Annotated in this window: 25 protein-coding genes; 16 read left to right on the top strand and 9 right to left on the bottom strand. The window is 44.2% G+C overall.

Features of this window, described 5'->3' with window-relative positions; all coding sequences use genetic code 11:
• Nucleotides 1–84: 84 nt before the first annotated feature.
• Entirely contained in the window at nucleotides 85–1,044 is a 960-nt protein-coding gene (gene dprA, locus ACYQZ0_RS07145) for a DNA-processing protein DprA (RefSeq protein ID WP_459775907.1), read from the top strand.
• Here the strand turns inward: dprA and mrdA are convergent.
• Entirely contained in the window at nucleotides 1,041–2,828 is a 1,788-nt protein-coding gene (gene mrdA / locus ACYQZ0_RS07150) for a penicillin-binding protein 2 (protein WP_459775908.1), read from the bottom strand. The genes dprA and mrdA overlap by 4 nt on opposite strands.
• A 478-nt stretch (nucleotides 2,829–3,306) precedes the next feature.
• Here mrdA and ACYQZ0_RS07155 point away from each other — a divergent pair, with 478 nt between their 5' ends.
• The 7 genes from ACYQZ0_RS07155 to fliF are packed head-to-tail and all read left to right on the top strand — an operon-like array spanning nucleotide 3,307 to nucleotide 9,220.
• Nucleotides 3,307–3,813, top strand: coding sequence for a hypothetical protein (locus ACYQZ0_RS07155; protein ID WP_459775909.1), 507 nt, complete (start codon nucleotides 3,307–3,309; stop codon nucleotides 3,811–3,813).
• A gap of 22 nt (nucleotides 3,814–3,835) precedes the next feature.
• Nucleotides 3,836–5,002: a hypothetical protein gene (locus ACYQZ0_RS07160; protein WP_459775910.1), complete on the top strand. Its 1,167-nt coding sequence runs from the start codon at nucleotides 3,836–3,838 to the stop codon at nucleotides 5,000–5,002.
• Nucleotides 4,944–6,710, top strand: a complete 1,767-nt coding sequence (locus ACYQZ0_RS07165; RefSeq protein WP_459775911.1) for a tetratricopeptide repeat protein — start codon at nucleotides 4,944–4,946, stop codon at nucleotides 6,708–6,710. Before ACYQZ0_RS07160 ends, ACYQZ0_RS07165 begins: the two co-directional genes overlap by 59 nt.
• Nucleotides 6,711–7,085 carry a flagellar basal body rod protein FlgB gene (flgB, locus tag ACYQZ0_RS07170; RefSeq protein WP_459775912.1) on the top strand — a complete coding sequence of 125 codons (375 nt, stop codon included), beginning with the start codon at nucleotides 6,711–6,713 and terminating at the stop codon, nucleotides 7,083–7,085.
• On the top strand, nucleotides 7,082–7,480 hold the full coding sequence (gene flgC / locus ACYQZ0_RS07175) for a flagellar basal body rod protein FlgC (protein WP_459775913.1): 399 nt from the start codon (nucleotides 7,082–7,084) through the stop codon (nucleotides 7,478–7,480). The genes flgB and flgC overlap by 4 nt, the downstream gene beginning before the upstream one ends.
• Nucleotides 7,471–7,749, top strand: a complete 279-nt coding sequence (gene fliE, locus ACYQZ0_RS07180) for a flagellar hook-basal body complex protein FliE (RefSeq protein ID WP_459775914.1) — start codon at nucleotides 7,471–7,473, stop codon at nucleotides 7,747–7,749. The genes flgC and fliE overlap by 10 nt, the downstream gene beginning before the upstream one ends.
• Nucleotide 7,750: 1 nt before the next feature.
• On the top strand, nucleotides 7,751–9,220 hold the full coding sequence (gene fliF / locus ACYQZ0_RS07185; RefSeq protein WP_459775915.1) for a flagellar basal-body MS-ring/collar protein FliF: 1,470 nt from the start codon (nucleotides 7,751–7,753) through the stop codon (nucleotides 9,218–9,220).
• A gap of 1 nt (nucleotide 9,221) precedes the next feature.
• On the opposite strand, the gene ahcY is transcribed toward fliF, so the two are convergent.
• Nucleotides 9,222–10,478: an adenosylhomocysteinase gene (gene ahcY, locus ACYQZ0_RS07190; RefSeq protein WP_459775916.1), complete on the bottom strand. Its 1,257-nt coding sequence runs from the start codon at nucleotides 10,476–10,478 to the stop codon at nucleotides 9,222–9,224.
• Complete coding sequence (purE, locus tag ACYQZ0_RS07195; protein WP_459775917.1) at nucleotides 10,468–10,971, bottom strand: 5-(carboxyamino)imidazole ribonucleotide mutase; 504 nt, start codon at nucleotides 10,969–10,971, stop codon at nucleotides 10,468–10,470. The genes ahcY and purE overlap by 11 nt, the downstream gene beginning before the upstream one ends.
• Nucleotides 10,972–10,993: 22 nt before the next feature.
• Here purE and murG point away from each other — a divergent pair, with 22 nt between their 5' ends.
• Nucleotides 10,994–12,016, top strand: a complete 1,023-nt coding sequence (gene murG, locus ACYQZ0_RS07200; RefSeq protein WP_459775918.1) for an undecaprenyldiphospho-muramoylpentapeptide beta-N-acetylglucosaminyltransferase — start codon at nucleotides 10,994–10,996, stop codon at nucleotides 12,014–12,016.
• Here the strand turns inward: murG and ACYQZ0_RS07205 are convergent.
• Nucleotides 12,005–12,340: a DUF5335 family protein gene (locus ACYQZ0_RS07205; RefSeq protein WP_459775919.1), complete on the bottom strand. Its 336-nt coding sequence runs from the start codon at nucleotides 12,338–12,340 to the stop codon at nucleotides 12,005–12,007. The two genes, murG and ACYQZ0_RS07205, sit on opposite strands and share 12 nt — an antisense overlap.
• Nucleotides 12,341–12,439: 99 nt before the next feature.
• Between ACYQZ0_RS07205 and purQ the strand changes: the two genes are divergently transcribed.
• Genes purQ through gcvPA form a run of 5 tightly spaced genes read left to right on the top strand, consistent with a single transcriptional unit; the run spans nucleotide 12,440 to nucleotide 16,368 of the window.
• A complete protein-coding gene (purQ, locus tag ACYQZ0_RS07210; RefSeq protein ID WP_459775920.1) occupies nucleotides 12,440–13,123 on the top strand; it encodes a phosphoribosylformylglycinamidine synthase I in 684 nt (227 codons plus the stop codon).
• 20 nt (nucleotides 13,124–13,143) lie between these two features.
• Nucleotides 13,144–14,247 carry an RNA ligase gene (locus tag ACYQZ0_RS07215; protein WP_459775921.1) on the top strand — a complete coding sequence of 368 codons (1,104 nt, stop codon included), beginning with the start codon at nucleotides 13,144–13,146 and terminating at the stop codon, nucleotides 14,245–14,247.
• 21 nt (nucleotides 14,248–14,268) lie between these two features.
• Entirely contained in the window at nucleotides 14,269–14,505 is a 237-nt protein-coding gene (moaD, locus tag ACYQZ0_RS07220; RefSeq protein WP_459775922.1) for a molybdopterin converting factor subunit 1, read from the top strand.
• A 19-nt stretch (nucleotides 14,506–14,524) separates the two neighbouring features.
• Nucleotides 14,525–15,052, top strand: a complete 528-nt coding sequence (gene gcvH, locus ACYQZ0_RS07225) for a glycine cleavage system protein GcvH (RefSeq protein WP_459775923.1) — start codon at nucleotides 14,525–14,527, stop codon at nucleotides 15,050–15,052.
• Entirely contained in the window at nucleotides 15,049–16,368 is a 1,320-nt protein-coding gene (gene gcvPA / locus ACYQZ0_RS07230) for an aminomethyl-transferring glycine dehydrogenase subunit GcvPA (protein WP_459775924.1), read from the top strand. Before gcvH ends, gcvPA begins: the two co-directional genes overlap by 4 nt.
• On the opposite strand, the gene ACYQZ0_RS07235 is transcribed toward gcvPA, so the two are convergent.
• From ACYQZ0_RS07235 to secD, 5 genes are read right to left on the bottom strand one after another with little or no spacing between them, the layout of a single operon-like run.
• The gene (locus ACYQZ0_RS07235) at nucleotides 16,354–16,803 is read right to left on the bottom strand and encodes a Mut7-C RNAse domain-containing protein (RefSeq protein ID WP_459775925.1); all 450 of its coding nucleotides are present in this window, start codon (nucleotides 16,801–16,803) and stop codon (nucleotides 16,354–16,356) included. The genes gcvPA and ACYQZ0_RS07235 overlap by 15 nt on opposite strands.
• The gene (gene bioB / locus ACYQZ0_RS07240) at nucleotides 16,800–17,798 is read right to left on the bottom strand and encodes a biotin synthase BioB (RefSeq protein WP_459775926.1); all 999 of its coding nucleotides are present in this window, start codon (nucleotides 17,796–17,798) and stop codon (nucleotides 16,800–16,802) included. The genes ACYQZ0_RS07235 and bioB overlap by 4 nt, the downstream gene beginning before the upstream one ends.
• A 2-nt stretch (nucleotides 17,799–17,800) precedes the next feature.
• On the bottom strand, nucleotides 17,801–18,202 hold the full coding sequence (locus ACYQZ0_RS07245; protein WP_459775927.1) for a ribonuclease HI family protein: 402 nt from the start codon (nucleotides 18,200–18,202) through the stop codon (nucleotides 17,801–17,803).
• Nucleotide 18,203: 1 nt separating this feature from the next.
• Nucleotides 18,204–19,112: an MBL fold metallo-hydrolase gene (locus ACYQZ0_RS07250; protein ID WP_459775928.1), complete on the bottom strand. Its 909-nt coding sequence runs from the start codon at nucleotides 19,110–19,112 to the stop codon at nucleotides 18,204–18,206.
• Between the two features lie 26 nt (nucleotides 19,113–19,138).
• Nucleotides 19,139–20,629, bottom strand: a complete 1,491-nt coding sequence (gene secD / locus ACYQZ0_RS07255; RefSeq protein ID WP_459775929.1) for a protein translocase subunit SecD — start codon at nucleotides 20,627–20,629, stop codon at nucleotides 19,139–19,141.
• 156 nt (nucleotides 20,630–20,785) lie between these two features.
• Between secD and ACYQZ0_RS07260 the strand changes: the two genes are divergently transcribed.
• Nucleotides 20,786–21,427 (top strand): TetR/AcrR family transcriptional regulator, encoded by a 642-nt coding sequence (locus ACYQZ0_RS07260; protein WP_459775930.1) that lies wholly within the window; start codon nucleotides 20,786–20,788, stop codon nucleotides 21,425–21,427.
• Nucleotides 21,363–22,865: a hypothetical protein gene (locus tag ACYQZ0_RS07265; protein WP_459775931.1), complete on the top strand. Its 1,503-nt coding sequence runs from the start codon at nucleotides 21,363–21,365 to the stop codon at nucleotides 22,863–22,865. The genes ACYQZ0_RS07260 and ACYQZ0_RS07265 overlap by 65 nt, the downstream gene beginning before the upstream one ends.

Below are 22,865 nucleotides of genomic sequence, written 5' to 3' on the forward strand. Positions count from 1 at the left end.
TTCTCCTTGGCCATTCTCTACCTCCGACTTTGAGGTAAAAAAATATTATATATCACAAAAAATTTTTTTGTCAAAATCTTCTTTATGAAGCTCCTTAAATACCTGCGTCTGAAAGATACAAGGGGAGTTGGAGAAACTACTATCAAGAAAATTATAAACGCTTTCGGTTCGATAGAAAATATTGAGGAGAGTCAGCTTGAAAAGCTCTTAGGAAGAGTGAAAGCGGAAAGGATTCTCCTTTCCCTATCATCAGAAAGGAGGTATGAGGAAAACCTTCTTAAGAGCTTGGAAAAGGGATTGAGATTTATAACTATTGAGGATAAAGATTATCCTGAACTTCTCAGGGAGATTAAGGACCCTCCTCCAGTTATCTTCTACACGGGGGCGAAACCTTTTATCGGCGTTGGAATCGTGGGAACGCGAAAGCCCTCGGAAATCTCCCTTAGGTTTGTTGAGAAAGTTGTAAAAGAGGAAGGAAAACCAGTTATTTCGGGCGGAGCGAGGGGAATAGATATGAAGGCTCACGAGAGTGCCTTGAACCTGGGAATTCCTACTACGGTCGTTCTGGGATACGGCATGCTCAAAAGGGAAAGGAGAATAGAAAAGCTCCTTGATAGGGGAAGGGTTTCTCTTGTGTCAGAGTTTCTACCCTGGGAAGAGGGAAGTAAATACACATTCCCTAAGAGGAACAGGATTATTGCTGGACTTTCGGAGAGGTTATACGTTGCGGAAGCAGGAAGGAGAAGCGGTGCACTCATAACGGCGGAATACGCATATAAATACGGAAGGGAAATCCTTGTATTTGTGGGTGATGAGCGTTCGGAAAGGTGGGAGGGGTGTCTTGAGCTTGTAAGAGAAGGGAAAGCTCATATATACGATGATGTGAGGAAAGAAAAAATACTTGATTTTCTAAAGGTTCCCAGAACTTTCGATGAGATAAAGGAGTTCCTGGAAAGAGATGTTAAATCCGTGAGCTCCCTAATAGCGAAGCTTATAATTAACGGGAAGGTTGTTCAGGAAGGAGCTTATTACAGAGCTATTTAGATTTCCTTGTGAAGCCTGTTTATGTATATACGCTCAAGTATCTTTCTCGCTATAGGTGCTGCTGTCCTTCCTCCGCTTTCTCCGTGTTCAACGAATACACCTATTATGAATTTGGGGTCCCTGTAAGGGGCAAAGCCAACAAACCAGGCGTGATTTCTATACTTCCAAGGGAGCTTCTTTTTTCTTTTTTTGTAATACTCCTTTATCTTTCTCTTATTTTTGAAAAAGACTTCCGCTGTCCCCGTCTTTCCCGCTATATCAACGATTCTTGACATGGCCTCCTTTGCGGTTCCCCTCCTTACCGCTTCCCTCAGCCCTCTCTTTATAATCGCGAAGTGCTCAAGCTTCCCGTAAATGGCCTTAAGGACCTTCCTCTCGTTCCTCCAGATGACGTTACCTTTATCGTCAAGGATTTCTTTAAGAAGGGTTGGTTTGTATATAACTCCGTTGTTGGCTATTCCCATCATCATTAAGGTTTGTTCCATCAGATTGCTGAGTAAGAATCCCTGTCCTATGCTCATATTAACGGTGTCCCCGTCATACCATGGCTCTTTAAAGCGTCTCAGTTTCCACGAGGGCGTAGGTATAAAGCCCCTTCTTACGGGAAGCTCAAAGGGAATGGACATACCATAGGTAAACTGCTTTGCGTAATACCTTATTTTTGTGGGTCCGAGTTCGTAACCTACGGTGTAGTAATAAACATCGCAGGAATCCCTGAGGCTCTTTATAAGGTTTACCTTTCCGTGCCCCCACCTTCTCCAGCAGTAAAACCTCCTGTCCCCCAGCTTAAAGGAACCACCACAATAAACTATATCCCAAGGTGATTTTGTTTTAGTCTCAAGAACCGCGTAAGCTATGGGAACCTTAAAAACGGACGCCGGAGGATACAAGCCCCTTACAGCCCTGTTGAAGAAAGGTTTTAAGGGGTTTTTGCTGAGCTTTTCCCAGTCCTTATAAACGCTGTTCGGGTCAAATCCCGGAAAGCTCGCAAGGGCGAGAACCTCCCCCGTTGAGGCCTTAAGGAGTATAACGGCTCCCGCGGGATTCCCGCTTTCCCTGAAAACATCCTCAACAATCTTTTGAAACCTAGCGTCTATGGTGAGCTTTATTGACCTTCCCTTTTTCGGCTCTCTCCTTTCAAGGACCCTAACTATTCTCCCCACCGCGTTAACCATAACCTTCTCTTCTCCGAGTTTTCCCGTTAGAACCTCATCAAGGGAACGCTCAATTCCCATTTTTCCGACAAAGCTGAGGGGCCCTATCTTTTCCTTTAGGCGTTTAAAATCTCTTTCTGAGGGTTTCCCGACGTATCCAACCACGTGGGAGGCGAGCTCTCCCTTTGGGTAAACTCTTTTAGGCATAACCTCAATAAACACACCGGGAAGTTTATACCTGTTCCTGTAGAAGGTGTTTATCTCTTCGGGAGCAAGTTCTTCCTTTACAACAATGGGTTCAAAAGAGGTCCTTACAACCTTTTCTTTTTTTAGGCTTACACCAAAAAGCCTTTCAATCTCCTTAAGAACCTTCTCAAGCTCTCTTTTTCTCAGCCTGTTCGCATCAAGAACTAAAACATAATTGGGAACGTCGTAAGCGAGAAGCTCTCCGTTTCTGTCGTATATATCACCACGAGGAGGATAAAGATACCTTTTTCTTACGTAATTTCTCTCCGAAAGCTCCCTGTACTTTTCACCTTCAAGAACCTGAAGTCTGAACAGATTAAAAACGACTCCGATAAAACTTCCCAAAGCCGATAAGAGCATTATAATGAAGCTACGTCTCTTCATCTATCCACTTAGAAAAAAGTTTATACAAAATCATTAAAAATATAATTTCCATAAAAAAGGAAAAAATTATGGATTTTAAAGAGTAATCTATTAAAAATTTCTTCCCTACAATACTTATTATCACGATTTTTCTTAAGATTAATACAAAAGGTGGAAGAATTAAGAAATCAAAAAGCCTGTTTTTAACGAATATGAATTCCGTTATAAGGAGATATATGTATAGGAAAACAATGTTTATAAGCGTCATTAGTCCCAAACTATCCGTTATAGTATCAAAAAATAGACCTGTTATGAATGCAAGTATTAGGCTTTTTTCTTTTAAAATACGGGAAGATAGAAGTATGAATACAAACGATAGTGATGGAGTTAAGAAGAGGTTACCGAATATCGGTGTAAACAAAGAAGCCTGAAAGACCGCTATCGCGAGGGACAGAAGAAGGAAAAGAAACACCATCCTTTAAATTGTATATTAAGTTATATGAGGTTCTTGTCTTACATACTGATAAGCCTTGGATTCCTACTTCCTGAACCTTATCAAAGTGATGCGGATAAGTTAGTTAGAATTTACAAGCAAATTGTTGAGATAGAAAAAAAATTGGAAGAAAAGAAGGAAGTGGATTTTAAGCTCGTTGATGAGTTGAACAGGTTAGGCTATCCCATTTACGTTATCTATAAGAAGTACGAGTATTACAGAGAAAAGGACGAGAGAAGTTTGAAGCTTTACGCCAAAGCGAAAAAGGTTTACGAGGAGTATATGCTAATCAAGAGAAAACTCTTCCCGAAATTCATCAAGATGGATGCAAAGAGAAATGGGATTCCCCTGTGTGATATTGAACTGAAGGGAGAGGAAAAAAGAAAACTCGTTATCAGGATTAAACACCCGGATAGCGACGAAGAGATAAGAAAACTGCTCAACTCTACTCAGCTTATGTATGCGGACAGAATAGGATTTGATGTAATAGACTTTCGCCCCTGTAAGGAGTAAATTAATCAGTAAGGTGGAGGGGATGGAAAAATTACAGCTATTTCCGTTCTTGGGGAACATAAATCAAACAATAAACTCTAAAGGAGTAAAGGGGGATTTCTTCTCTGTTCTCCTTTCCCTTATTGAAAGTTTCAACCAGAAGGGGGAAATAAAAGAGGAGCCAAAGGAAATTTTGAACTTTTTTGATTTAGGGAAAAAGTTTAAACAAATTTCGGGAGAAAAGGAGGAAGTAGAGAAAAATCTGAATGTAAATCCCAAAATGCCTGTTGTTTCTCCCTTAATATTTCCTGTAGATAACATTATAAAAGAGAAAAACACTAAAATTGATAATGAAAGGATTCACACAGAAAAAGAAATAAATATGGAAGGGAGCTTTAAACAAAAAAAGGCAAATGCTGTTGTTATTGTTGAGAAAATTTTTGTTACAAAGGCTGTAAAGGCAGAGGAACACAACAAGCGGGAAGAAATTTCTAAGTTTTCGTCTAATAGAATACCAAACAAAATTACTTACGGGAAGTTAGAATTCCTTGAAATTTATAATTTTAAGGAAGAAAAACCTATACCCAAGGAAAGCGTTTTAAAGAGGTATGAAATTGTAAAAGATGAAAAAAATCCCATTCAACAATTTCAAAAGAATGATACAGATACTCTTATAAATATAAAGAACTTAATTAAAATTAAAAAGAATTATAAACCTGAAGAAACTTTTGTAGATTTTCCCATAAAAGAGCTAAAAAATTCTAAAAAGGAAGAAAAGAGCGATTACGACCTTAAGAAAAAACCACCGGTAATTGTAGAAATAAAAGAGCTTCCGAGGGAAAATATTGAGACAAAAAGAGTTGAAATAAAGAAAATTGTAAAGGATTTCACGGTAATTGAAGAAAAAAATGTAAAGAAGGTTAAGGTTGAGATAAAAGATATGGGAATAGAGATGAGATTTTTAAAGGAAAACGCCACACTCTTTTTAAGATTTAAGGACTTTAATAATTCCTTTATAACGAATTACGACGCTGTCAGAATTTCCCAGATATTCCAGAGTGCCGGTTTCAGGCTTGAGAGCTTAAACGTTAACGGAAGTGAGATTTACAGGGATAGAGAAAAGGAAAGGGAAAGGAGTAATATAGGTGTAAATGAGACCGACGAGAATACTGATAATACTACTTCTTCTAATTTCAGCATTCTCCTTTAACAAAAACGAAGAAGCTTCTAAGACTTACTACGAAAACGGAATAAGGGCTTTAAGCGTAAACGACTACGTTGATGCCCTTTTATACTTCTCAAGGGCTTACACACTTTCCCCAAAGAGCGAATACGGAGAGCTTTCATACCTTTACTATGGCCTTTCCTATGCCCTTTATTCCTACAATCTCGGGAATAAGGAGGGGATTTTTTCAGCCATAGGATTCTTGAACTTATACACATTCCATTATAAGTCCCCCAGGTATCTCACTCTTCAAAGGGAGTTCGTAGGCGATTCCTATTTTCTTCTCGGCTGGTATGACAGGGCTATGGATATATATGCGTCCCTTTACGGGGATACGAGGGATGAGAGGTTCATAATAAAGTTTGCCCTTGCTTCCGCACTCTTTGGAGACTATACGGGGTACACATACGTTAAAAGACTCGGTAAAATACCGCGGGAATATGCCTATCTTTATTACCTCGCCCTCGGCGTATACGAAGTCGGGCTAGGTAAGTATGAGAGCGGGATTGAGAACTTAAGAAAAGCCCTTGAACTCAATAGCTTTCTCAAGTATGATGTCCACTTTAATTACTACACAGCGTTTTCCCATTACAGACTCGGAAATTTACGAAAAGCCCTCTTTTACTTCACAAGGGCTAAGGAGCTCGACAAATTCGGATTTTACAGGATTATGCTCAATTACTACCTGACTGAACTGAATCTTAAGCTTAACAACTTCTCCGAGGCTTACTCTATATACGAAGAGATAAAAAAGGAACTTTTTTATAACTCCGTATACAGGATTCTTTACTTAAAGTACTGGAAGAATAAGGAATTTTTGAAAAGGTTTAGAGAATTTAGGTTTTATTATGACGTAGTCCTCCAGATAGGTTGGTTATCAACGGGAAAACCTTACGAAAACTTTGTACTTTTTGCCCTCTACAATAAAGCAATTGAGGAAAAGAAAATAGGAAATGAGGAGAAAGAATTTCTAAGGATTGTAAAGTTCCGAAGAAATCCTTTTGTCCTTTTAGGAGAAATTTTTGGATACGATGAAGAAATTGAGATTTTAAATAAAAAGATTTTAAAATTAAAACCTTACGTATACGGGGATTTAATAACGGAGCTATACAGATTGAATCGAAAAAACTTCTTAAGTGTGTTTAATAAACCTTCATCCATTGAGGTATTGGCGAGAGCTCTTTTATACAGGGGTGACAACGAGTTTTTAAAAGTTGTCGAGCTTCTTCCGAGAACACCAAAAAGAAAGTTTCTGAGAGGATTATTCTGGTTCTCTAAAGGGAGAAAGGAAGTAGCTGAACGTCTCTTGAAGGAATCCGTTGAAAAGCTTGAAGGTGTTGATAAACTTGAGGCTTTACTTATACTATCCTACCTTGAAGAAAATAATTACATAGATGAAGTAGTAAAGCTTGCAAGGGAATACGAAAGATTAAAGGGATACTTTCCCCATATATACAAGCTTGCGGGAGATATATACTACGGGAAAGGAATGTACAGAAAGGCTATAGAAATGTACAGGGCATTTCTGAAGGAGTATAAAAGGAAAAATGACGTTTACGGGGCTGTCCTCATTAAGCTCGGCTACAGCGCGGAAAAGCTCCACAGAAAAGATATACTTTCAGAGGTTTTAAAGGAAGCGGAAGACTTTAAAAAACCTTGGAGGGAGGTTATATTAAGTTTGTGGGGTGGGTAAATGGATATATTTAAAGGGGCTGATGAGTTAAAGCCTTTCCTTAACTACACTTGGAAAAGGCATAAGGTAATCCTCGGAAATATAGCCAATGCGGACACGCCAAATTACAGAAGAAGGGACCTTATTTTTAAGGTTGAGAGGCCTGCTTTACCTATGAAGATAACGCGGGAGAAACATATAACGAACTACAGGAGGTTTGAAACAAAACTTATTGAAATAAGGAGCGGTCTTACGGGAAACGACAGGAATAACGTTAGCATTGAGAGGGAGCTCTCTGAACTCGTGAAAAACAGGCTCGCTTACGAGACATACCTTAAGTTCGCAACGGGAAGCCTTAATGGTCTCAACAGAGTTATAAAAGGGAGGGCTGAATGATGGACATATTTAAGGCTTTTGATATCAGTGCCTCGGGCATGTATGCCCAGAGGATAAGGATGAACACCATAGCCTCTAACCTCGCAAACTATGAATCCTTCAAAAGGGACGGGACACCCTTCCAGAGGCTCGTTCCGGTCTTTGAAGCGGTTGAGGGAAGCTCGACAGAAGTTTACGTAAGGGTTAAGGAGATAAGGGAACTTCTGGGGTTTAAGCTCATTTATGACCCCGACAATCCAAATGCGGATGAGAGGGGATACGTGAGGCTTCCCGATATAGAACCCGTTAAAGAAATGGTTGATATGATTACCGCTGTAAGGAGCTACGAGGCAAACCTTAAAGCTTTTACAATCACAAGGGAAATCTTTGAGAGGACTTTTGAGTCATGGAAGTAAGTAAGCTTGGCTTAATACCAAAGATTTTTAAGGAAGCTCAAACTGAAAGGAGCGATGTAATCCAGGATTTTAAGAACTTCGTTGAGTGGGTAAACGAGAAACAGATTAGGTATCAAAAGTTAAAGAAGCGCGCCCTTGAAGGAAAAGACATTCCCCTGCACGAGATAGTGATTGAGGCGGAAAAGGCAAAGGTTGCCCTGAACTTACTCATAGAGGTGAGGAACAAGCTCCTTGAAGCCTACAGGGACCTAATAAACATGCAGGTCTAGAATGGAAAAGTTAAGGGAGTATCTGAACCTTCTAAAGGAGAAGTTTGATGCCCTTTCACCCGTTCAGAAAGCTCTGGCGGTTGGTATTCCATTGCTGATTGTATCGCTTGGAGCCCTTGCTCTTATTTATCTTTCTCAGGAAAACTACACGGTTTTATACACGGGGCTTTCTTCGGAGGATTTGAACAGCATTATAACGGAACTTGATAAACAAGGAATAAAGTATAAAGTTTCCCCCGACGGCAGAACGATTTACGTTCCCGAAAGCATAGCGAGAGAGCTCAGGCTGAAGCTTGCAGCGAAGGGCATTCCGAAAAGGGGAATAGTGGGATACGAGGTTTTTGATAAAAGCGGTATAACCCTCTCCCGATTTCAACAGCTAGTTAACTTCAAAAGGGCGATAGAGGGGGAGCTTGCAAAAACGATAATGAGCCTTGAGTGTATTGATTACGCAAGGGTTCACATAGTCCTTCCCGAAAGGAGTCTTTTTATAAGGGAAGAGGGAGAGGCTAAGGCTTCGGTGTTTGTTGAGCTGAGGCCGGGGTGCGAGCTATCCCCTGAACAGGTAAAGGCAATAAGAAACCTCGTTGCTGGAAGTGTTGAGAACCTAAAGCCCTCACAGGTTGTCGTTATAGACGATAAGGGGAGAGACTTGACCGCTTTCCTTGAGGAGGAAAACGGGAGGATACAAACCCTTCAGTTGAAGATAAAGAGGGAGTTTGAGAAAAACCTTGAGAGGAAGATACAGAGAACCCTGGAAAGCGTTCTCGGATACGGAAAGGCTAAAGTAAATGTATCCGCGGAGCTTGATTTTTCCTCTATGAAGAAGAGGGAGGAGCTCTACGACCCCGACCTCGTTGCGGTTGTTAGTGAGCAAAAGAAAAAGGAACGTTCCGTGAGAAGACAGCCCGAGGGCATACCGGGAACCCAGGCAAACGTTCCACCCGCAAGGGGTGCGGGAACTCAGGAGGAAGTTTTAACCGAGAGGAAGGAAAGCATAACCAATTACGAGGTAAGCAAGAGGGAGATATACTATGAGGACAACACAATAAAGGTCAAAAGGATAAGCGTGGGCGTTATAGTGGATAAAGACCTTGAGGTTAACGTTGAAGAGCTAAAGAAGCTGATAATGGCATCTGCCGGACTTGACCCAAAACGTGGAGACGTAATTTCGGTAGTTTCCCTTCCCTTTGCAAAAGCTCCCATTCCGGTGGAGAAAAGGCCCGAAGTTCCACTTTACGTTTATCTCCTCGTCGGCGGTGTAGCTTTAGTAACCCTCCTCTTGATAGCTTACGGATTGTTCAGACTTCTCAGGAGAAGGGCTCCCGCACCAGTTCCAACGCCGGCATCCGGAATACCCACGGTTGAAGAAGTGAGAAAGAAGAGCCCCTACGAGGAGCTACTGGAGGTTGCAAAGAGCGAACCCGAAAGGGTCGCCCTCGTTATAAGAAAATGGCTAAAGGAAAAATAGCTTACGTTCCCATCTCCCAGGAGCTTAAATACCTCTTCTGTTCCTCGGTAAGCTTGTCTATTTTTATATTGAGTGCGTTCAGTTTTAACCTCGCAACCTCTTCGTCTATCTCTCTAGGAACTCTGTAGACCTTCTTCTCAAGCCTGTTTCCGTTCTTTACTATGTATTCCGCACTGAGAGCCTGGTTTGAGAAGGACATATCCATAACCGAGGCGGGGTGTCCTTCCGCAGCAGCAAGGTTTACGAGCCTTCCCTCCGCAAGGAGGTAAATCCTCCTTCCGTCCTTCAGCTTATACTCGGTTACGTTTTTCCTTATCTCCCTTTTCTCAACCGCCATTTCCTCAAGGGAGGGAATGTCTATCTCAACGTTAAAGTGTCCGCTGTTTGCAACTATAGCCCCGTCCTTCATAACCTCAAAGTGCTCCTTCCTTATGACGTGTATATTTCCTGTAACGGTTACGAAGAAGTCGCCGAGCTTTGCAGCTTCCGACATGGGCATAACGAGAAATCCGTCCATGCGTGCCTCAAGGGCTTTTATGGGGTCAACCTCGGTTACTATGACTATTGCACCCATTCCCCTTGCCCTCTGGGCTACACCCTTACCACACCATCCGTATCCAGCAACGACGAAGTAAGAGCCGGCTATGAGCCTGTTGGTTGCCCTCAGTATTCCGTCTATCGTGGATTGTCCCGTTCCGTATCTGTTGTCAAACATGTGTTTTGTGTATGCGTCGTTAACCGCTATTACGGGGAATTTTAGAACCCCCTGCTGGGCCATAGCCCTCAGCCTTATAACGCCCGTTGTCGTTTCCTCCATACCCCCTATTACCTTTTCCGCAAGCGCGGGATACTCCTTGTGGAGGGTTGAAATGAGGTCCGCTCCGTCGTCTATAACGATATCGGGTTCCTTCTCTATAACAGCCTTCAGGTGTTTGTAATAGGTCTCCCTGTCTTCTCCTCTTATGGCGAACACGGGAATATCAAAGTATTTAACGAGGGCTGCCGCAACGTCGTCCTGAGTTGAGAGAGGGTTGGATGCGGTTAGGTAAACCTCAGCTCCCCCTTCCTTCAGGGTTCTTACGAGATTTGCTGTCTCGGTCGTTACGTGCAAACAGGCCGAGATTTTTTTCCCCTCAAGGGGTTTTTCCCTTGAAAATCTCTGCCTTATCTGCTTCAAGACGGGCATATCCATTTCCGCCCACTCAATACGCTTTAAGCCTTCCTCCGCAAGGGATAAATCCTTAACATCAAATTCCATTTTCCACCTCCTTCCTCAGCTCCTCGTTCATTCTATCAACTTTTTCCTTCAAGGCTTTCTCGTAATCTTCAAGCTTTCTGGCGTATTCTGAATACTTTATTGAGAGTATTCTCACAGCAAGAAGGGCCGCGTTTCTTGCATTTCCTATGGCGACCGTTGCAACGGGTATGCCCGCAGGCATCTGAACGATGGAGTAAAGGGAGTCAACACCTCCCAGGTGTTTCGTGGGTATCGGAACGCCTATCACGGGCAAGGTAGTCATGGATGCAGTCATTCCGGGAAGGTGTGCAGCTCCCCCAGCTCCAGCTATAATCACCTCTATTCCCCTTTTTCTCGCGTTCCTTGCATACTCGTACATCCTCTCGGGCGTTCTGTGGGCGGAAACCACCTTAACCTCGTGGGGAACTCCGAAATCTTTCAGAACCTCGTGAGCCCCTTTCATATACTCCCAGTCGGAGATGCTTCCCATTATTATGCCTACGAGCGGGTGCATATAAAAAGTTTAAAATAAGAGCATGATTGCGGTATCGGGAGGAGGAACGGGAGGACACTTCTTCCCAGCCCTTGCCTTCATAGAGTATGCAAAAAAGAAGGAAAATATCCTTTTTATAGGAGCTAAAAGGGGAATTGAGTACCGATTAAGGGAGATTATAGGTGTTCCCTCCCTCTTTTTTGAGATTTACCCCTTCAGGGGTGTGCGTCTAAAAGAAAGGCTGAGGGCTTTATACGGCGTTCTGAAAGCTCAAAGGGAACTTTACAAAAAGCTGAAAGGGGATTTCTCCTCACTCGTTTTCGGAGGATACGCGTCCCTTCCTCTTGGAATTCATACTATTTTAAGAAGGAAGAAACTCTTCATCCACGAGCAGAACTCCGTTCCGAGCAGGACAAACAAGCTCCTCTCAAGAAAAGCGGAGGGGATATTTATAACCTTTGAGCATACGCGAAAATACTTTAAGGACGCCTTAAAAACGGGAATTCCTCTCAGAGAAAAGGTAAAGAAAAGGTATAAAGATGCGAAAAGGAAGCTTGGCTTAAATCCTGAGAAGAAAACGCTCCTTATATTCGGCGGTTCTCAGGGGGCTTTATTTCTGAACGAATTGACGGAAAGGCTTATAGACCTCCTTCCGGAGGAAGTTCAGGTAATTTTAATTTCGGGAGAAAAGCATTACGAAAGGTTTAAGGACCTGAAGGGTGTAAAGGTTCTTCCCTTCTCCCTTGATATGGCTCTCATATACTCTGCAAGCGACCTTGCCATAACCCGTGCGGGAGCGGGAACGATAACGGAGCTCTCCTACCACGGCATTCCTTCCCTTTTCATTCCCTATCCCTATGCGGCGGACGACCACCAGTTCTTTAACGCAAAGGAGATAGAGGAAATCGGAGGGGGACTCGTTATAAGACAGGAGGAGGCAAACGAGAAGGTTGTTTTAAAGCTCCTTGAGAGAATACTCTCGGATTACGAGAGGTTTAAAAAGGGGATAAAGGGTTTTTACAAAGAGGGAGCGGAGAAGAAGATACTTGACGTGTTAACCGGGTAGGGGTATTGCGGGTTTCACCCTTAGTATGTACTTCGTTCCATCCTTGTCAATTATCTCAAGGGATGTCATCTTTCCGTCTTCTTCTATTACGTAAATCTCCTGAGGGTGATGGATTAAGTGGTCGTGGGTTTCCCTGAACTGAATCTCAAATACGTCGTCCTTAGGGTCGTAGGCAAGTCCCATGAGTGGAGAATACTCAACCTCCATCTGGTCTCCTATCTCTTTGTTAACAACCTCAAGCTGTGCCTCAACAGCGGGAAGGTTCTTTGAAACGTTGTCAAAGTATCTTTCCCATTCTTCTTTTGGTAGCTTTATAGAGCCCATCTTTCCCACCTCCTTAATGGTTTCTCAATATTAATTATACATTTTTTTAGTGAAATGTCATCAATCTTACTTTCTCGGTTTCCCCTATAATTATGCTTAATGAAGTTCGGAGTTTGCGTGTTTCCCGGTTCTAACTGCGATTACGATACCTATTACGTCATAAGGGACGTTCTTGAGCAAGAGGTTGAGTTCGTTTACTGGGAAGAAAAGGACCTCTCGCGGTTTGACTGCGTTATCCTTCCCGGAGGCTTTTCCTTTGGTGATTACCTGAGGCCCGGGGCTCTGGCTTCAAAAACACCACTTGCGGAAGCGGTTTACGAGTTTGCCCAGAAGGGGAAGTTCGTTCTCGGTATATGCAACGGCTTTCAGATTCTTACGGAGCTTCATCTTCTTCCGGGTGCCCTCCTTCCCAACCTGAACATGCGTTTCGTATGCAAGTGGGTTTACCTTAGGGTTGAGAACAACAATACACCTTTTACGAAAGCCCTTGACAAGGGTGACGTTCTAAAGATTCCCATAGCTCACCACGACGGGAGGTATTACGTTCCCGAAAAAGAGCTTAAAGAAATGGAGGAAAGGGGACAGATTCTGCTTAGGTATTCGGACGAGAAGGGAAACGTAACCCCCGATGCAAACCCGAACGGCTCTGTATCAAACATAGCAGGAGTTATGAACAGGGAAGGTAACGTTTTCGGGCTCATGCCACACCCCGAGAGGGCTTCCGAGGATATACTCGGTTCCCACGACGGCCTTATGCTTTGGTATTCCCTAATAAGGTCCTGATTGTGCTATCCTAAATTAAGGTGATAGACTCTAAGACCGTAAAGGAAGCGTTAAAGAAGAAAAGGGTAAGAAGCGAAGAGGCTTTCGGGCTTGAGTATCTGAGGTTTAACGACGACCACAAAGATATTCCGAGGGGAACGGTTATATTCAAGGACTTTATCGTGTGGGGATACCCCCATATCGGAAGAATATTCATGCTTGAGACGGGACTGAAGGAGCAGTTTGAATACCCCTTCTGGGTTGAGGAGAAAGTTGACGGTTATAACACGAGGATTTTTAAATACGGGGATAAATATTACGCTCTTTCACGGGGCGGTTTTATATGTCCCTTTACAACGGACAGGCTTCCGGACCTCATAGACCTCCGTATCCTTGACGAGAACCCCGACCTCGTTATATGTGCGGAAGTTGCAGGCCCCGAAAATCCCTATATAGAGGAGAGTCCGCCTTTCGTTAAGGAAGATGTCCAGCTTTTCGTGTTTGACTTTATGAAAAAAAACGAATTAAAGTTTCTTTCTCACGAGGAGAAGATGGAGCTCATAGAGCGATACAACCTCCCTCACGTTCAGGTTCTCGGAAGGTTTACTTCCTCCGAGGAGGATATAAGGAAGATTAAAGAAATTCTGAGGAGGTTTAACGAGGAAGGAAGGGAAGGCGTTGTTTTCAAGGAAGACAGCGAGCGGAACAAGAGGGCGAAGTATATAACGAGTTACGCAAACCTTATGGATATAAAGTTCAACGCAAAGAATATGCTCCAGCTCCCCCCAGAGTATTACACCAACAGGATACTGAGGCTTGTTTTATTCATGCTTGAGGAGGGGCTTGAGAGAACGGAGCACCTTTACGAAGAGCTCGGAAGGGCGTTTATAGACGGCCTCTTTGAAGCTATAGACCAGTTCCAGAGGGAGCACAAAGTTTATAAGACCTTTAGTTGCAGGTTCAGGAAGAAGGAGAACGCGCTTGCACTTCTTGAGCTTCTTTCAAAAACCTCAAAGCACATACAGGTTAAGGAGAAAAGGCTTGAGAAGGAAGGGGATTACTGGAGGCTTGAGTTTGACAAGGTTTACCTGAACATGACGGGCCTCCTCGGGCATCTCTTGAGCGGTGGAATAGTTTACGACTGAAGGTTATACTAAATTTTTCCCATGGTTGAGTTAAGATACTTCTCAATCCTGAGGGAGAAGCTCGGAAAGAGCTCGGAAGAGCTTGAGTTTGAGGGAAGCGTAAAGGAGCTTAAAGAACTTCTGAAGGAAAGGTATCCGGAGATTAAAAACATACTTGAGAGCGTAAGGTTTGCGGTAAACGAGGAATACGTTAGCGACGACTTTAAGATAAAAAGAGGTGATAGAGTGGCCTTAATTCCTCCCGTAAGCGGTGGATAATTATTATGGAGGTGAAGGGATGGAAGAGATATTCGTTGATAACTACCTCGTTAAGGGAGACAGATACTATACAAAGGAGCACGAGTGGGTGAGAATAAAGAACGGATTGGCGGAGGTGGGCATAACCGATTACGCTCAGAAACAGCTGGGGGATATAGTTTACGTTGACCTTCCCGAGAAGGGAACGGAGGTTGACGCGGGAGACACGCTTGCGAACATAGAGTCCGTTAAGAACGTTGCGCCCGTTTACGCACCCGTAACGGGAACGGTTGTTGAGGTTAACGATGACCTAAAAGACGAGCCGAGCATAATAAACGACGACCCCTACGAGGCGGGATGGATAGCTGTTGTTGAGATGAAGGACCCGAGCGAGGTTGAGGATTTAATGACAGCGGAAGACTATGCGGAATACCTGAAAGAGATAGTGGAGGAGGAGAAGGAGGAAGAAGCTGAAATAAGGGAGGAGGAAGAGGAAAACCCAGAGGAAATCATTGAAAGCCTTGAGAACGTGGAAGAAGAGAATCTGGGATACGAGGAGGAGAGGTGAGCTACATCCCCCACTCCGAGGAGGAAGTAAAGAGAATCCTTGAGAAACTAAAGTTAAGGAGCTTAAGGGAGCTCTTTTCCCACATTCCCGAGGAGCTTTTCTCCGAAGGATTTAACCTTCCCGAACCGCACTCGGAGGAAGAACTGAGAAGATTATTTGACGAGGCTTGTGAGGATACGGAGGTTCCCCTTTACTTTATCGGAGCAGGATCCTACGACAGGATTATACCCTCGGTTATATGGCAAATCCTGAACAGGGGAGAGTTTTTAACCCCATACACCCCTTACCAGGCGGAAGCCTCACAGGGAACGCTCCAGGCGATATTTGAGTATCAATCCCTTATATGCGAGCTTACGGGAATGGATGTTGCAAACGCGTCCATGTACGACGGTGCTTCCGCAACCGCGGAAGCGGTTCTGATGGCGAGGGCTATAAGGGGAAAAGGAAACACGGTTGTCCTTTCAAAAACAATAAATCCTTTATACAGGCAAGTGGTAAAGACCTATCTGAGGGGATACAGGGACAAGATAATTGAAGTGGGCTTTACGGAAGAGGGGACAACGGACCTAAACGAGCTTGAGAGAGTGCTAAAAGAGAACGAGGTTCACGCACTCGTGGTTCAGTATCCCAATTTCTTCGGTTATATAGAACCTTTAAAGGAGATAGGTGAACTTTCAAAAAAATTTGGCTCTCCCCTTGTTGTAATTGCGGACCCGATAGCCCTTGCTTTGCTTAAGCCTCCCTCATCCTTCGGGGCGGATATCGTCGTCGGGGAAGGACAACAGCTCGGAGTTCCCCTATCCTTCGGAGGACCCTACGTCGGATTTTTCGCGACAAGGAGGGAATACGTCAGAAAGATGCCCGGAAGGCTCGTTGGTATGGGCGAGGACCTTAAGGGAAAAAGGGCTTTCACCCTCGTCCTCCAGACAAGGGAACAGCACATAAGAAGGGAGAGGGCAACCTCAAACATATGCACAAACCAGAACCTAATGGCCCTTGCCAACCTCCTTTATATGGTTCTTCTCGGAAAAGAAGGCATAAAAGAAGTTGCAATTCAGAGCCTTTCAAAGGCTTACTTCTTCAAGAAGAAACTCCTTGAGAAGGGCTTTGAGGAGGTCTTTAAGGGGAAACATCTATGGGAGTTTCCCGTGAGACACGAAAACCTCCCCGTGATTTACAGAAAGCTCCTTAAGGAAAAAGTTGTCTTCGGTTTTCCTGTGGAAAGATTTTACAAAGAACTTGAAAAGACAACGCTGATAGCGGTAACCGAAAAGAGAACGAAGGAAGAAATGGAGAAGGTTTTAGCACTTCTTTAGTATCTCCTCCAGCTTTCTCTTCATCCTTTCGTAGTGGGAGCCCTTCCAGAAAACCGCTCCGCACCCGGGACATAAGGTAAAATCCTCTCCCTCTTCGTAAACCCTTTTCGGAATCTTTTCCCTTACTTCTTCTCTACTTACGCTTACAAGGGGCGATGAGCAGTATGCACAAAGGTTCAGGGAAAGCTCATGCCTTAGCTTGAAGTGTTTTACAACGCTACAAAGCTGGAGCTCAAAGTCGTGTCGGGGAACAAGGAATGCGTTTATACCGAGCTTCTTCAGTCTCTCATACCACCTCCTTGAAGTCGTTATGAATACTCCATCCGGCTTAATCTTTGAGAGATTTATCTCACCTTTGATTGTATAGGCGGGGTAGCCCAGAAACCTGAGCCACCGGGCAAGCTTCTCAAGGTTTTCCTCAAGGTAAAACTTCATTCAACGCTTACTTTCCTCCTCGCTTTTAGGTCCTCAAGGAGCTTGTAATCCTTCTTTATATCCCTTCCCGCACGCGTGAGGTATCCGCCTACCATAAGAGCATTCGTCATTAACGTCGCCATTCCGTGAAAGTCCCTTAAGTTCTGCTCCCTTCCTCCGCAAAGCCTGAGCTCCGCTTTCGGATTTGTAAACCTGAACATGGCTATAATCTTGAGGGCTTCCATCACCTCAACACCGGGAGCGTTCTGGAGAGGCGTTCCCTCTATGGGCATGAGGAAGTTCAGGGGAATTGAGTCTACTTCAAGCTCCCTGTAGGTAAGGGCAAGGTCAACCCTATCCTCGTTTGTCTCTCCCATACCGAATATTCCACCGCTACAGGTTGATAGACCGACCTTCTTTATCCTCTTTATGGTCTCGTATCTATCCTCCCAGGAGTGGGTTGTGACAATCTTTTTAAAGAAGTTCCTTGAGCTTTCAAGGTTGTGGTTAATTCTTTTTACACCGGCTTCTTTCAGCTTTCTCAGGCTCTCCTCGTCAAGGGTTCCAGCGGAGACGCACACGTTTATGGGAAGCTCCTCCTTCTTTATCTCCCTTACCGCTTCCGTAATCCTTTCTACCTCTTGGGGAGTTGCCTGCTTACCGCTCAGGACTATACAATACCTGTTTGCCCCGAACTCAACACCCCTTATGGCACCCTCAACCATCTCATCAACGGGAACGAGGTTATAAACGTTTATGGGTGTCCTGTAATACTTTGACTGGGCACAGAACTTGCAATCCTCGGAACAGGCTCCGCTCTTTGCGTTTATGATGGAACAGAATTCTACCTCGTTTTCGGGAAAGAAGTGCTTTTTAATCTTCTGGGCAAGATGAACGAGGAAAGGAACGTAAAGGTCATCAACGTTAAGTATATAAAGGGCTTCTTCCCTGTTTAAAGGCTCGTAATTTATAGCCTTCTCGTAAAGCTCGTAAAGCTTCTTCTCTACTGCGTCCATACTTACCTCCTTAAATAAGTTTTTAAAGCCTCGTTCGCAAGCCTATCCGCTTCCTTATTTTCCTCCCTCTTTACCCATTCGTAGCTTACCTTCTTAAAGCTCTTCTCAAGCTCCTTTGCCTTTCTGTATAGCTTCATTAACTTCTCGTCGTTAACTTTGAAGCTTCCCCTCATCTGGTTTATTACGAGCTTGCTGTCTCCCCTGACCGTTAGCTCCCTTACCTTTTTCCTTTTTGCGAGAAGCATTCCCGCTATCAGGGCGAGGTATTCCGCCTGGTTATTTGTCTTTTCCCCTACGGGCATCTTAAAAGTATACTTCCTGTTTCCCACGACGAGTACAGCCCCGATTCCCGACCTTCCCGGATTTCCCTTAGAAGCTCCGTCAAAGTAAAGCGTCCCCTTCATCTTAAAGTTCCAGGTCTAATTCGTTATAAACCTTCCACACGTTTTGTCTGTGGAATACGTCATACATCTTCACTTTCTCATAGGGATTTCCCTTAAAGGATTCTATAACCTCATCTATGAAGTATCCCTCGTCCTTCAGTTTCTTCACCTTATCCCTTACGAACTTTATGTAGTTGTAGGTCCAGTCAACCGCTGAAAGGTCAAGGGGGTAGTTATGTCCACCGAGGATTAACCTCGGTTTCATCTCCTTTATCCTTTCAAGAGCTTCCAGCCATCCCTTTGAGCTTGCGTTTCTGTCCCCCATGAAGGGAATCCTGTCCTTGTAAACGAGGTCTCCCGCAAACAGGATATTCTTGTTTCTCCAGAGTATTACGAGGTCCGTATTTGTGTGTGCGGGACTCATAGCGTATACGACGAACTCTTCCCCTCCTACCTTAAGAACTTTTTTATCCTTAACCGTTATGTCGGGAGGGACGAGCTTAACGTCTTTCAGAACTTCCTTAAAAATCTTCTTCTGGGCCTCAAGAACCTGGTGGGCTTCCCCGGAATCGTAAACCTCCTTAAGCTTAATGTGTCCCACAATCTTAGCCCCTTCTTCCTTAAATGCCTTTGCTCCATACCAGTGGTCAAGGTGGTAATGGGTAACGATTAGGTAAAGAATAGGCTTCTTTGAGACCTTTTTAAGCTCTCCTATAAACTCTCTTGCAAGGGAAGGATTCGTTAAAGAATCAACGACAACCCATCCTTTTTCAGTGAGAACGCCAAAAGCGTTGGATATGAAGCCTCTATTTTCCTTTGAGGGAAGGCCGTCATGTCCCCTTACCATATAGAGGTTTTCTTCAACCTTTATGAGGTTCATGGAGAAGGCGAAAATGAAGGTAAAGAAAATAAGGATTAAAACCTTTCTCATGCTTTCACCCCCTCCAAGTAATTTATTTATATTTTTAAGATTTTCATTGAGTTTAATAAATCAAGGAAGACCTTCGCGTAATAGACGTTTGATATAAAGCTCGCTATCGTTCCTATTGCAAGGGTTGTCGCAAACCCCTTAACGGGACCGCTCCCGAACTGAAAGAGTATAACAGAAGCGACGAGAAGGGTGACGTGGGTATCCCAGACAGCACTAAGCGTTCTCTTAAAACCGAGGTCTATTGCCTTTGATAGTGTGTTTCCGAGTCTCAGCTCCTCCTTTACCCTTTCAAAGATAAGGACGTTTGAATCTACCGCTATTCCCATGTTGAGAATAATTCCCGCAATTCCGGGAAGCGTTAATGTAGCTCCGAGAACGCCCATTCCCGCAAGGAGGAAGAGAACGTTAAGGAGTATGGAAAGGTTTGCGGTTACACCCGCTGTCTTATACCTGGCTACAAGTATGAGGGAGAGGAGTATTATCCCGAGTATCCCGGCTTTTATACCCTGTTCTATGGCGTCTTTACCGAGGGAAGGGCCCACAACCTTTTCCTGTAAAAACTTTAGAGGTGCGGGAAGACTTCCCGTTCTAAGAATTAAGGCAAGGTCCCTCGCTTCCTGAGCGGTGAAGTTACCCGTTATCTGTCCCCTGTCGGATATCCTGCTCCTTATTACAGGTGCGGAAACCACCTTGTTGTCAAGAACTATTGCGAGCCTCTTCCCTATATTCTTCTCGGTGAACTCCCCGAACTTCTCAGCAGCTTCGCTCTTCAGCTCAAAGTTAACGGCGGGCTGGCCAAGCTCATCAACCCCGACGTAAGCGGTTTTTAGGTCCTTCCCGGTTATCACGGGAACCTTCTCAAGTAAGAACCACTCATCCCCTTCCCTTGAGGGGAGTATCTCCGTATCCCTCGTTAACTTCTTCTCAAGATCCTTCCTTGACGGTGAGGAATCTATTACGAGCCTCAGTTCAAGGGAAGCGGTGCTCCCTATTATCTTTTTAGCCCTTTCAACGTCAAGAAAACCGGGAAGGTCAACGATTATCCTGTATTTCCCTGCCCTGCTCACTATGGGCTGAGTAACCCCGAGCTTATCGATACGGTCCCTTATTATCTCTATACTCTGACTCACTATGCTTTCTTTTAATCGGGATATATACTTTTCCGTGAACTTTACGTAGAGCTTTTCTCCTTTTTCTTCAAAAATAACGTTCGGATTTAGCTCCGAGATTTTCTTCTTTATTTTTTCAACCTCGTTTTTATCAAGAAGTTCAACGATAACAACGTTATTCTCAACGTAAACGTCAAGAACGTTAAACTCCTTAAGGGATTCCCTTATCCTCCTCGCAAGGCTTTCATACTCCCTCCTTAAGGCAACGTCAAAGTCGGGCTCAAGGACGAACTCTATTCCCCCTTTAAGGTCAAGACCGAGGTTTATCGGATACTTATAAACCGCATAAAGGGAGAGTAAAGTAAGGATAACCAGACCGAGCAGGTGAAGGTATAGGTTCTTTTTCATAAGGAACATTTTAACCTTTTTTCTCAATCCCAAGAGACCTGTAGAGGAGCTCCCTAATTTCTCTTATTTCACTCTTTACTTCCCTTAGCTCCTCTTTGATTTCCCTATGACTTAAATCATAAAATATTTTTCCAATCGGAAGATTATTAGACTGACATGTCAGTCCAGACGAGGGAGAAGCTCCTCAGGGCTGCGAAAAAGGTTTTTGCGGAAAGGGGATTTCACAATGCCCAGATATCCCACATAATAGACGAGGCGGGAGTGGCACGGGGAACTTTTTACCTCTACTTTAAAGGCAAAGAGGAGATATTTAAGGAGATACTAAACGAGGTTATAACGGAGCTTAAAAAGAGGATAAAGGTTATAGACCTGAGTAGGGACCCCGTTGAACAGCTCAAGGAGAACATAATAAACGTGATTGATTATGCCCTTCAGGAGAGGGAGCTTGCCCGAATTGTTCTGAACAAGAACTGCGACCCGGAACTCTTTTCCGTTGTTGACGAGTTCTTTGAAGAGGTGAGGAAAACGGTAAAGAGCTCCCTTGATAAGGGAGTTTCCCTCGGAATAATAAGAGAAGTGAATACAGAGATTCTCTCCTACGCTCTCGTCGGGACCTTGAAGGAGGTTATCAGGGGACTTATCGGAGGGAGGGAGATACCTCCTGAGGTCGTTGCGGAAGAAATAATAAGCATAGGTCTTAAGGGAGTTCTTATAAAAGAGGGAGGTAGAAGTCATGGAAGTGGTTCAGCATTACAGGGCCTACAGGCCGAGGCCCATAAAGAGGGAAGAGAGGGATAAGGTTACAATTGTTTTCGGTGGACTCACTTGGAAGCACGAGAGGCTAATTCAGGGAGCTCTTGAGAACGCGGGATACAGGGCAAAACCCCTTCCCCAGATAAAGCGAATAGACCTTGATATAGGAAAGGAGTATATAGATACGGGGGCATGCTGTCCCACAACGTTCACCGCGGGAAATCTTGCAAGGTTCTTAATAGAGACCGAGAAAAAGGAGGGAAGGGATAAACTTAAAGAGAGGTACGCCTTTGTAACGATAGGGGCGTGCGGGCCCTGCAGGTTCGGGCAGTATCACGAATCCTACGAGAGAGTTCTTGAAGGTCTTAACTTAAGGGAGTTCCGTATATTCCTCCTTGACCTCCTTCAGCTTGAACAGAACGAAGGAGGAATAGAGATAACCGTTCCCCTCACCCTTAACCTCGTTCACGCGATGTTCATAGGAGACCTACTCACGGATATGGAGTATGCGACAAGACCCTACGAAAAGGTTCCAGGAGAAACGGACAGGGCTATGAAAGAAAGCGTAGAGATACTTTACGAGGCTCTTAAGAAGAGACCGAACAAGGGAAAGAAGTGGGGCTCCTTCCTCTGGCATATAACGACGGATTACTACGTGAAGGCTTTAAGGGAAGTGAGGAAACTCTGGGAAGAGATTGAGGTTGACAGGTTAAGGGTAAAACCGAAGGTTAAGATAACGGGTGAGTTCTGGCTTCAGACCCATGAAGGGGACGGGAACTACAACATAAAGAGATGGCTTGAAAAGGAAGGTGCTGAGGTGATACCTCCTCCCGTAGCGGTATGGATGGATTACCTCCTTCACATGTTCCTCTGGAGACTTGAGGAAAGTAAGGAGTTCACGGATAAGTATTACCTCAAGAAGCTTGCGGTAAAAACGATAATAAAGCTCTATCACTTCGTTTACAACAGGCTGAGGAGAGCACTTAACAATATTCCGAATGAGCTTCCCCCTCAAGGAAAGCTGAGGGAACTTGCAAAGCCCTACTTCCATTATCTCCTTGCGGGAGGAGAGGGCTTTATGCTTATAGGAAAAGCCCTTTACGCACACCTAAACAGGCACGCTCACATGATTTGCGAGCTATCGCCCTACGGATGCATGCCGAACACTATGTCAATAGGGGCTATGCAGGCTGTTTTAGGAAAGCATCCCGACCTCCTTTACGCACCCATAGAGGTTAAAGGAGATTCAGAAGTTCACGCACTCTCCCGCTGTCAGATGATACTCACGGAAGCGAAGAAAAGGGCTGTAAAGGAGTTTGAGGAGGTTATGGAGAGAACGAAACTAACCGAGGAAGATATAAGGAATTACGAAGAGGAGAATCCCGAGATAAAGAAGGCTACATACAAGGTTCCCCATTACGGATACGCGGGAACCGCTGCAAACTACGTTATGCATATCGCAAAGCTGATGGGGAGGGCGTAA

The organism is Aquifex pyrophilus (assembly GCF_054656935.1).

What these genes read in the sequence shown, in the direction of transcription:
- dprA (WP_459775907.1), top strand. Translation starts at nt 85, where the DNA reads ATGAAGCTCCTTAAATACCTGCGTCTGAAAGATACAAGGGGAGTTGGA.
- mrdA (WP_459775908.1), bottom strand. Translation starts at nt 2,828, where the DNA reads ATGAAGAGACGTAGCTTCATTATAATGCTCTTATCGGCTTTGGGAAGT.
- ACYQZ0_RS07155 (WP_459775909.1), top strand. Translation starts at nt 3,307, where the DNA reads ATGAGGTTCTTGTCTTACATACTGATAAGCCTTGGATTCCTACTTCCT.
- ACYQZ0_RS07160 (WP_459775910.1), top strand. Translation starts at nt 3,836, where the DNA reads ATGGAAAAATTACAGCTATTTCCGTTCTTGGGGAACATAAATCAAACA.
- ACYQZ0_RS07165 (WP_459775911.1), top strand. Translation starts at nt 4,944, where the DNA reads ATGAGACCGACGAGAATACTGATAATACTACTTCTTCTAATTTCAGCA.
- flgB (WP_459775912.1), top strand. Translation starts at nt 6,711, where the DNA reads ATGGATATATTTAAAGGGGCTGATGAGTTAAAGCCTTTCCTTAACTAC.
- flgC (WP_459775913.1), top strand. Translation starts at nt 7,082, where the DNA reads ATGATGGACATATTTAAGGCTTTTGATATCAGTGCCTCGGGCATGTAT.
- fliE (WP_459775914.1), top strand. Translation starts at nt 7,471, where the DNA reads ATGGAAGTAAGTAAGCTTGGCTTAATACCAAAGATTTTTAAGGAAGCT.
- fliF (WP_459775915.1), top strand. Translation starts at nt 7,751, where the DNA reads ATGGAAAAGTTAAGGGAGTATCTGAACCTTCTAAAGGAGAAGTTTGAT.
- ahcY (WP_459775916.1), bottom strand. Translation starts at nt 10,478, where the DNA reads ATGGAATTTGATGTTAAGGATTTATCCCTTGCGGAGGAAGGCTTAAAG.
- purE (WP_459775917.1), bottom strand. Translation starts at nt 10,971, where the DNA reads ATGCACCCGCTCGTAGGCATAATAATGGGAAGCATCTCCGACTGGGAG.
- murG (WP_459775918.1), top strand. Translation starts at nt 10,994, where the DNA reads ATGATTGCGGTATCGGGAGGAGGAACGGGAGGACACTTCTTCCCAGCC.
- ACYQZ0_RS07205 (WP_459775919.1), bottom strand. Translation starts at nt 12,340, where the DNA reads ATGGGCTCTATAAAGCTACCAAAAGAAGAATGGGAAAGATACTTTGAC.
- purQ (WP_459775920.1), top strand. Translation starts at nt 12,440, where the DNA reads ATGAAGTTCGGAGTTTGCGTGTTTCCCGGTTCTAACTGCGATTACGAT.
- moaD (WP_459775922.1), top strand. Translation starts at nt 14,269, where the DNA reads ATGGTTGAGTTAAGATACTTCTCAATCCTGAGGGAGAAGCTCGGAAAG.
- gcvH (WP_459775923.1), top strand. Translation starts at nt 14,525, where the DNA reads ATGGAAGAGATATTCGTTGATAACTACCTCGTTAAGGGAGACAGATAC.
- ACYQZ0_RS07235 (WP_459775925.1), bottom strand. Translation starts at nt 16,803, where the DNA reads ATGAAGTTTTACCTTGAGGAAAACCTTGAGAAGCTTGCCCGGTGGCTC.
- bioB (WP_459775926.1), bottom strand. Translation starts at nt 17,798, where the DNA reads ATGGACGCAGTAGAGAAGAAGCTTTACGAGCTTTACGAGAAGGCTATA.
- ACYQZ0_RS07245 (WP_459775927.1), bottom strand. Translation starts at nt 18,202, where the DNA reads ATGAAGGGGACGCTTTACTTTGACGGAGCTTCTAAGGGAAATCCGGGA.
- ACYQZ0_RS07250 (WP_459775928.1), bottom strand. Translation starts at nt 19,112, where the DNA reads ATGAGAAAGGTTTTAATCCTTATTTTCTTTACCTTCATTTTCGCCTTC.
- secD (WP_459775929.1), bottom strand. Translation starts at nt 20,629, where the DNA reads ATGAAAAAGAACCTATACCTTCACCTGCTCGGTCTGGTTATCCTTACT.
- ACYQZ0_RS07260 (WP_459775930.1), top strand. Translation starts at nt 20,786, where the DNA reads ATGTCAGTCCAGACGAGGGAGAAGCTCCTCAGGGCTGCGAAAAAGGTT.
- ACYQZ0_RS07265 (WP_459775931.1), top strand. Translation starts at nt 21,363, where the DNA reads ATGGAAGTGGTTCAGCATTACAGGGCCTACAGGCCGAGGCCCATAAAG.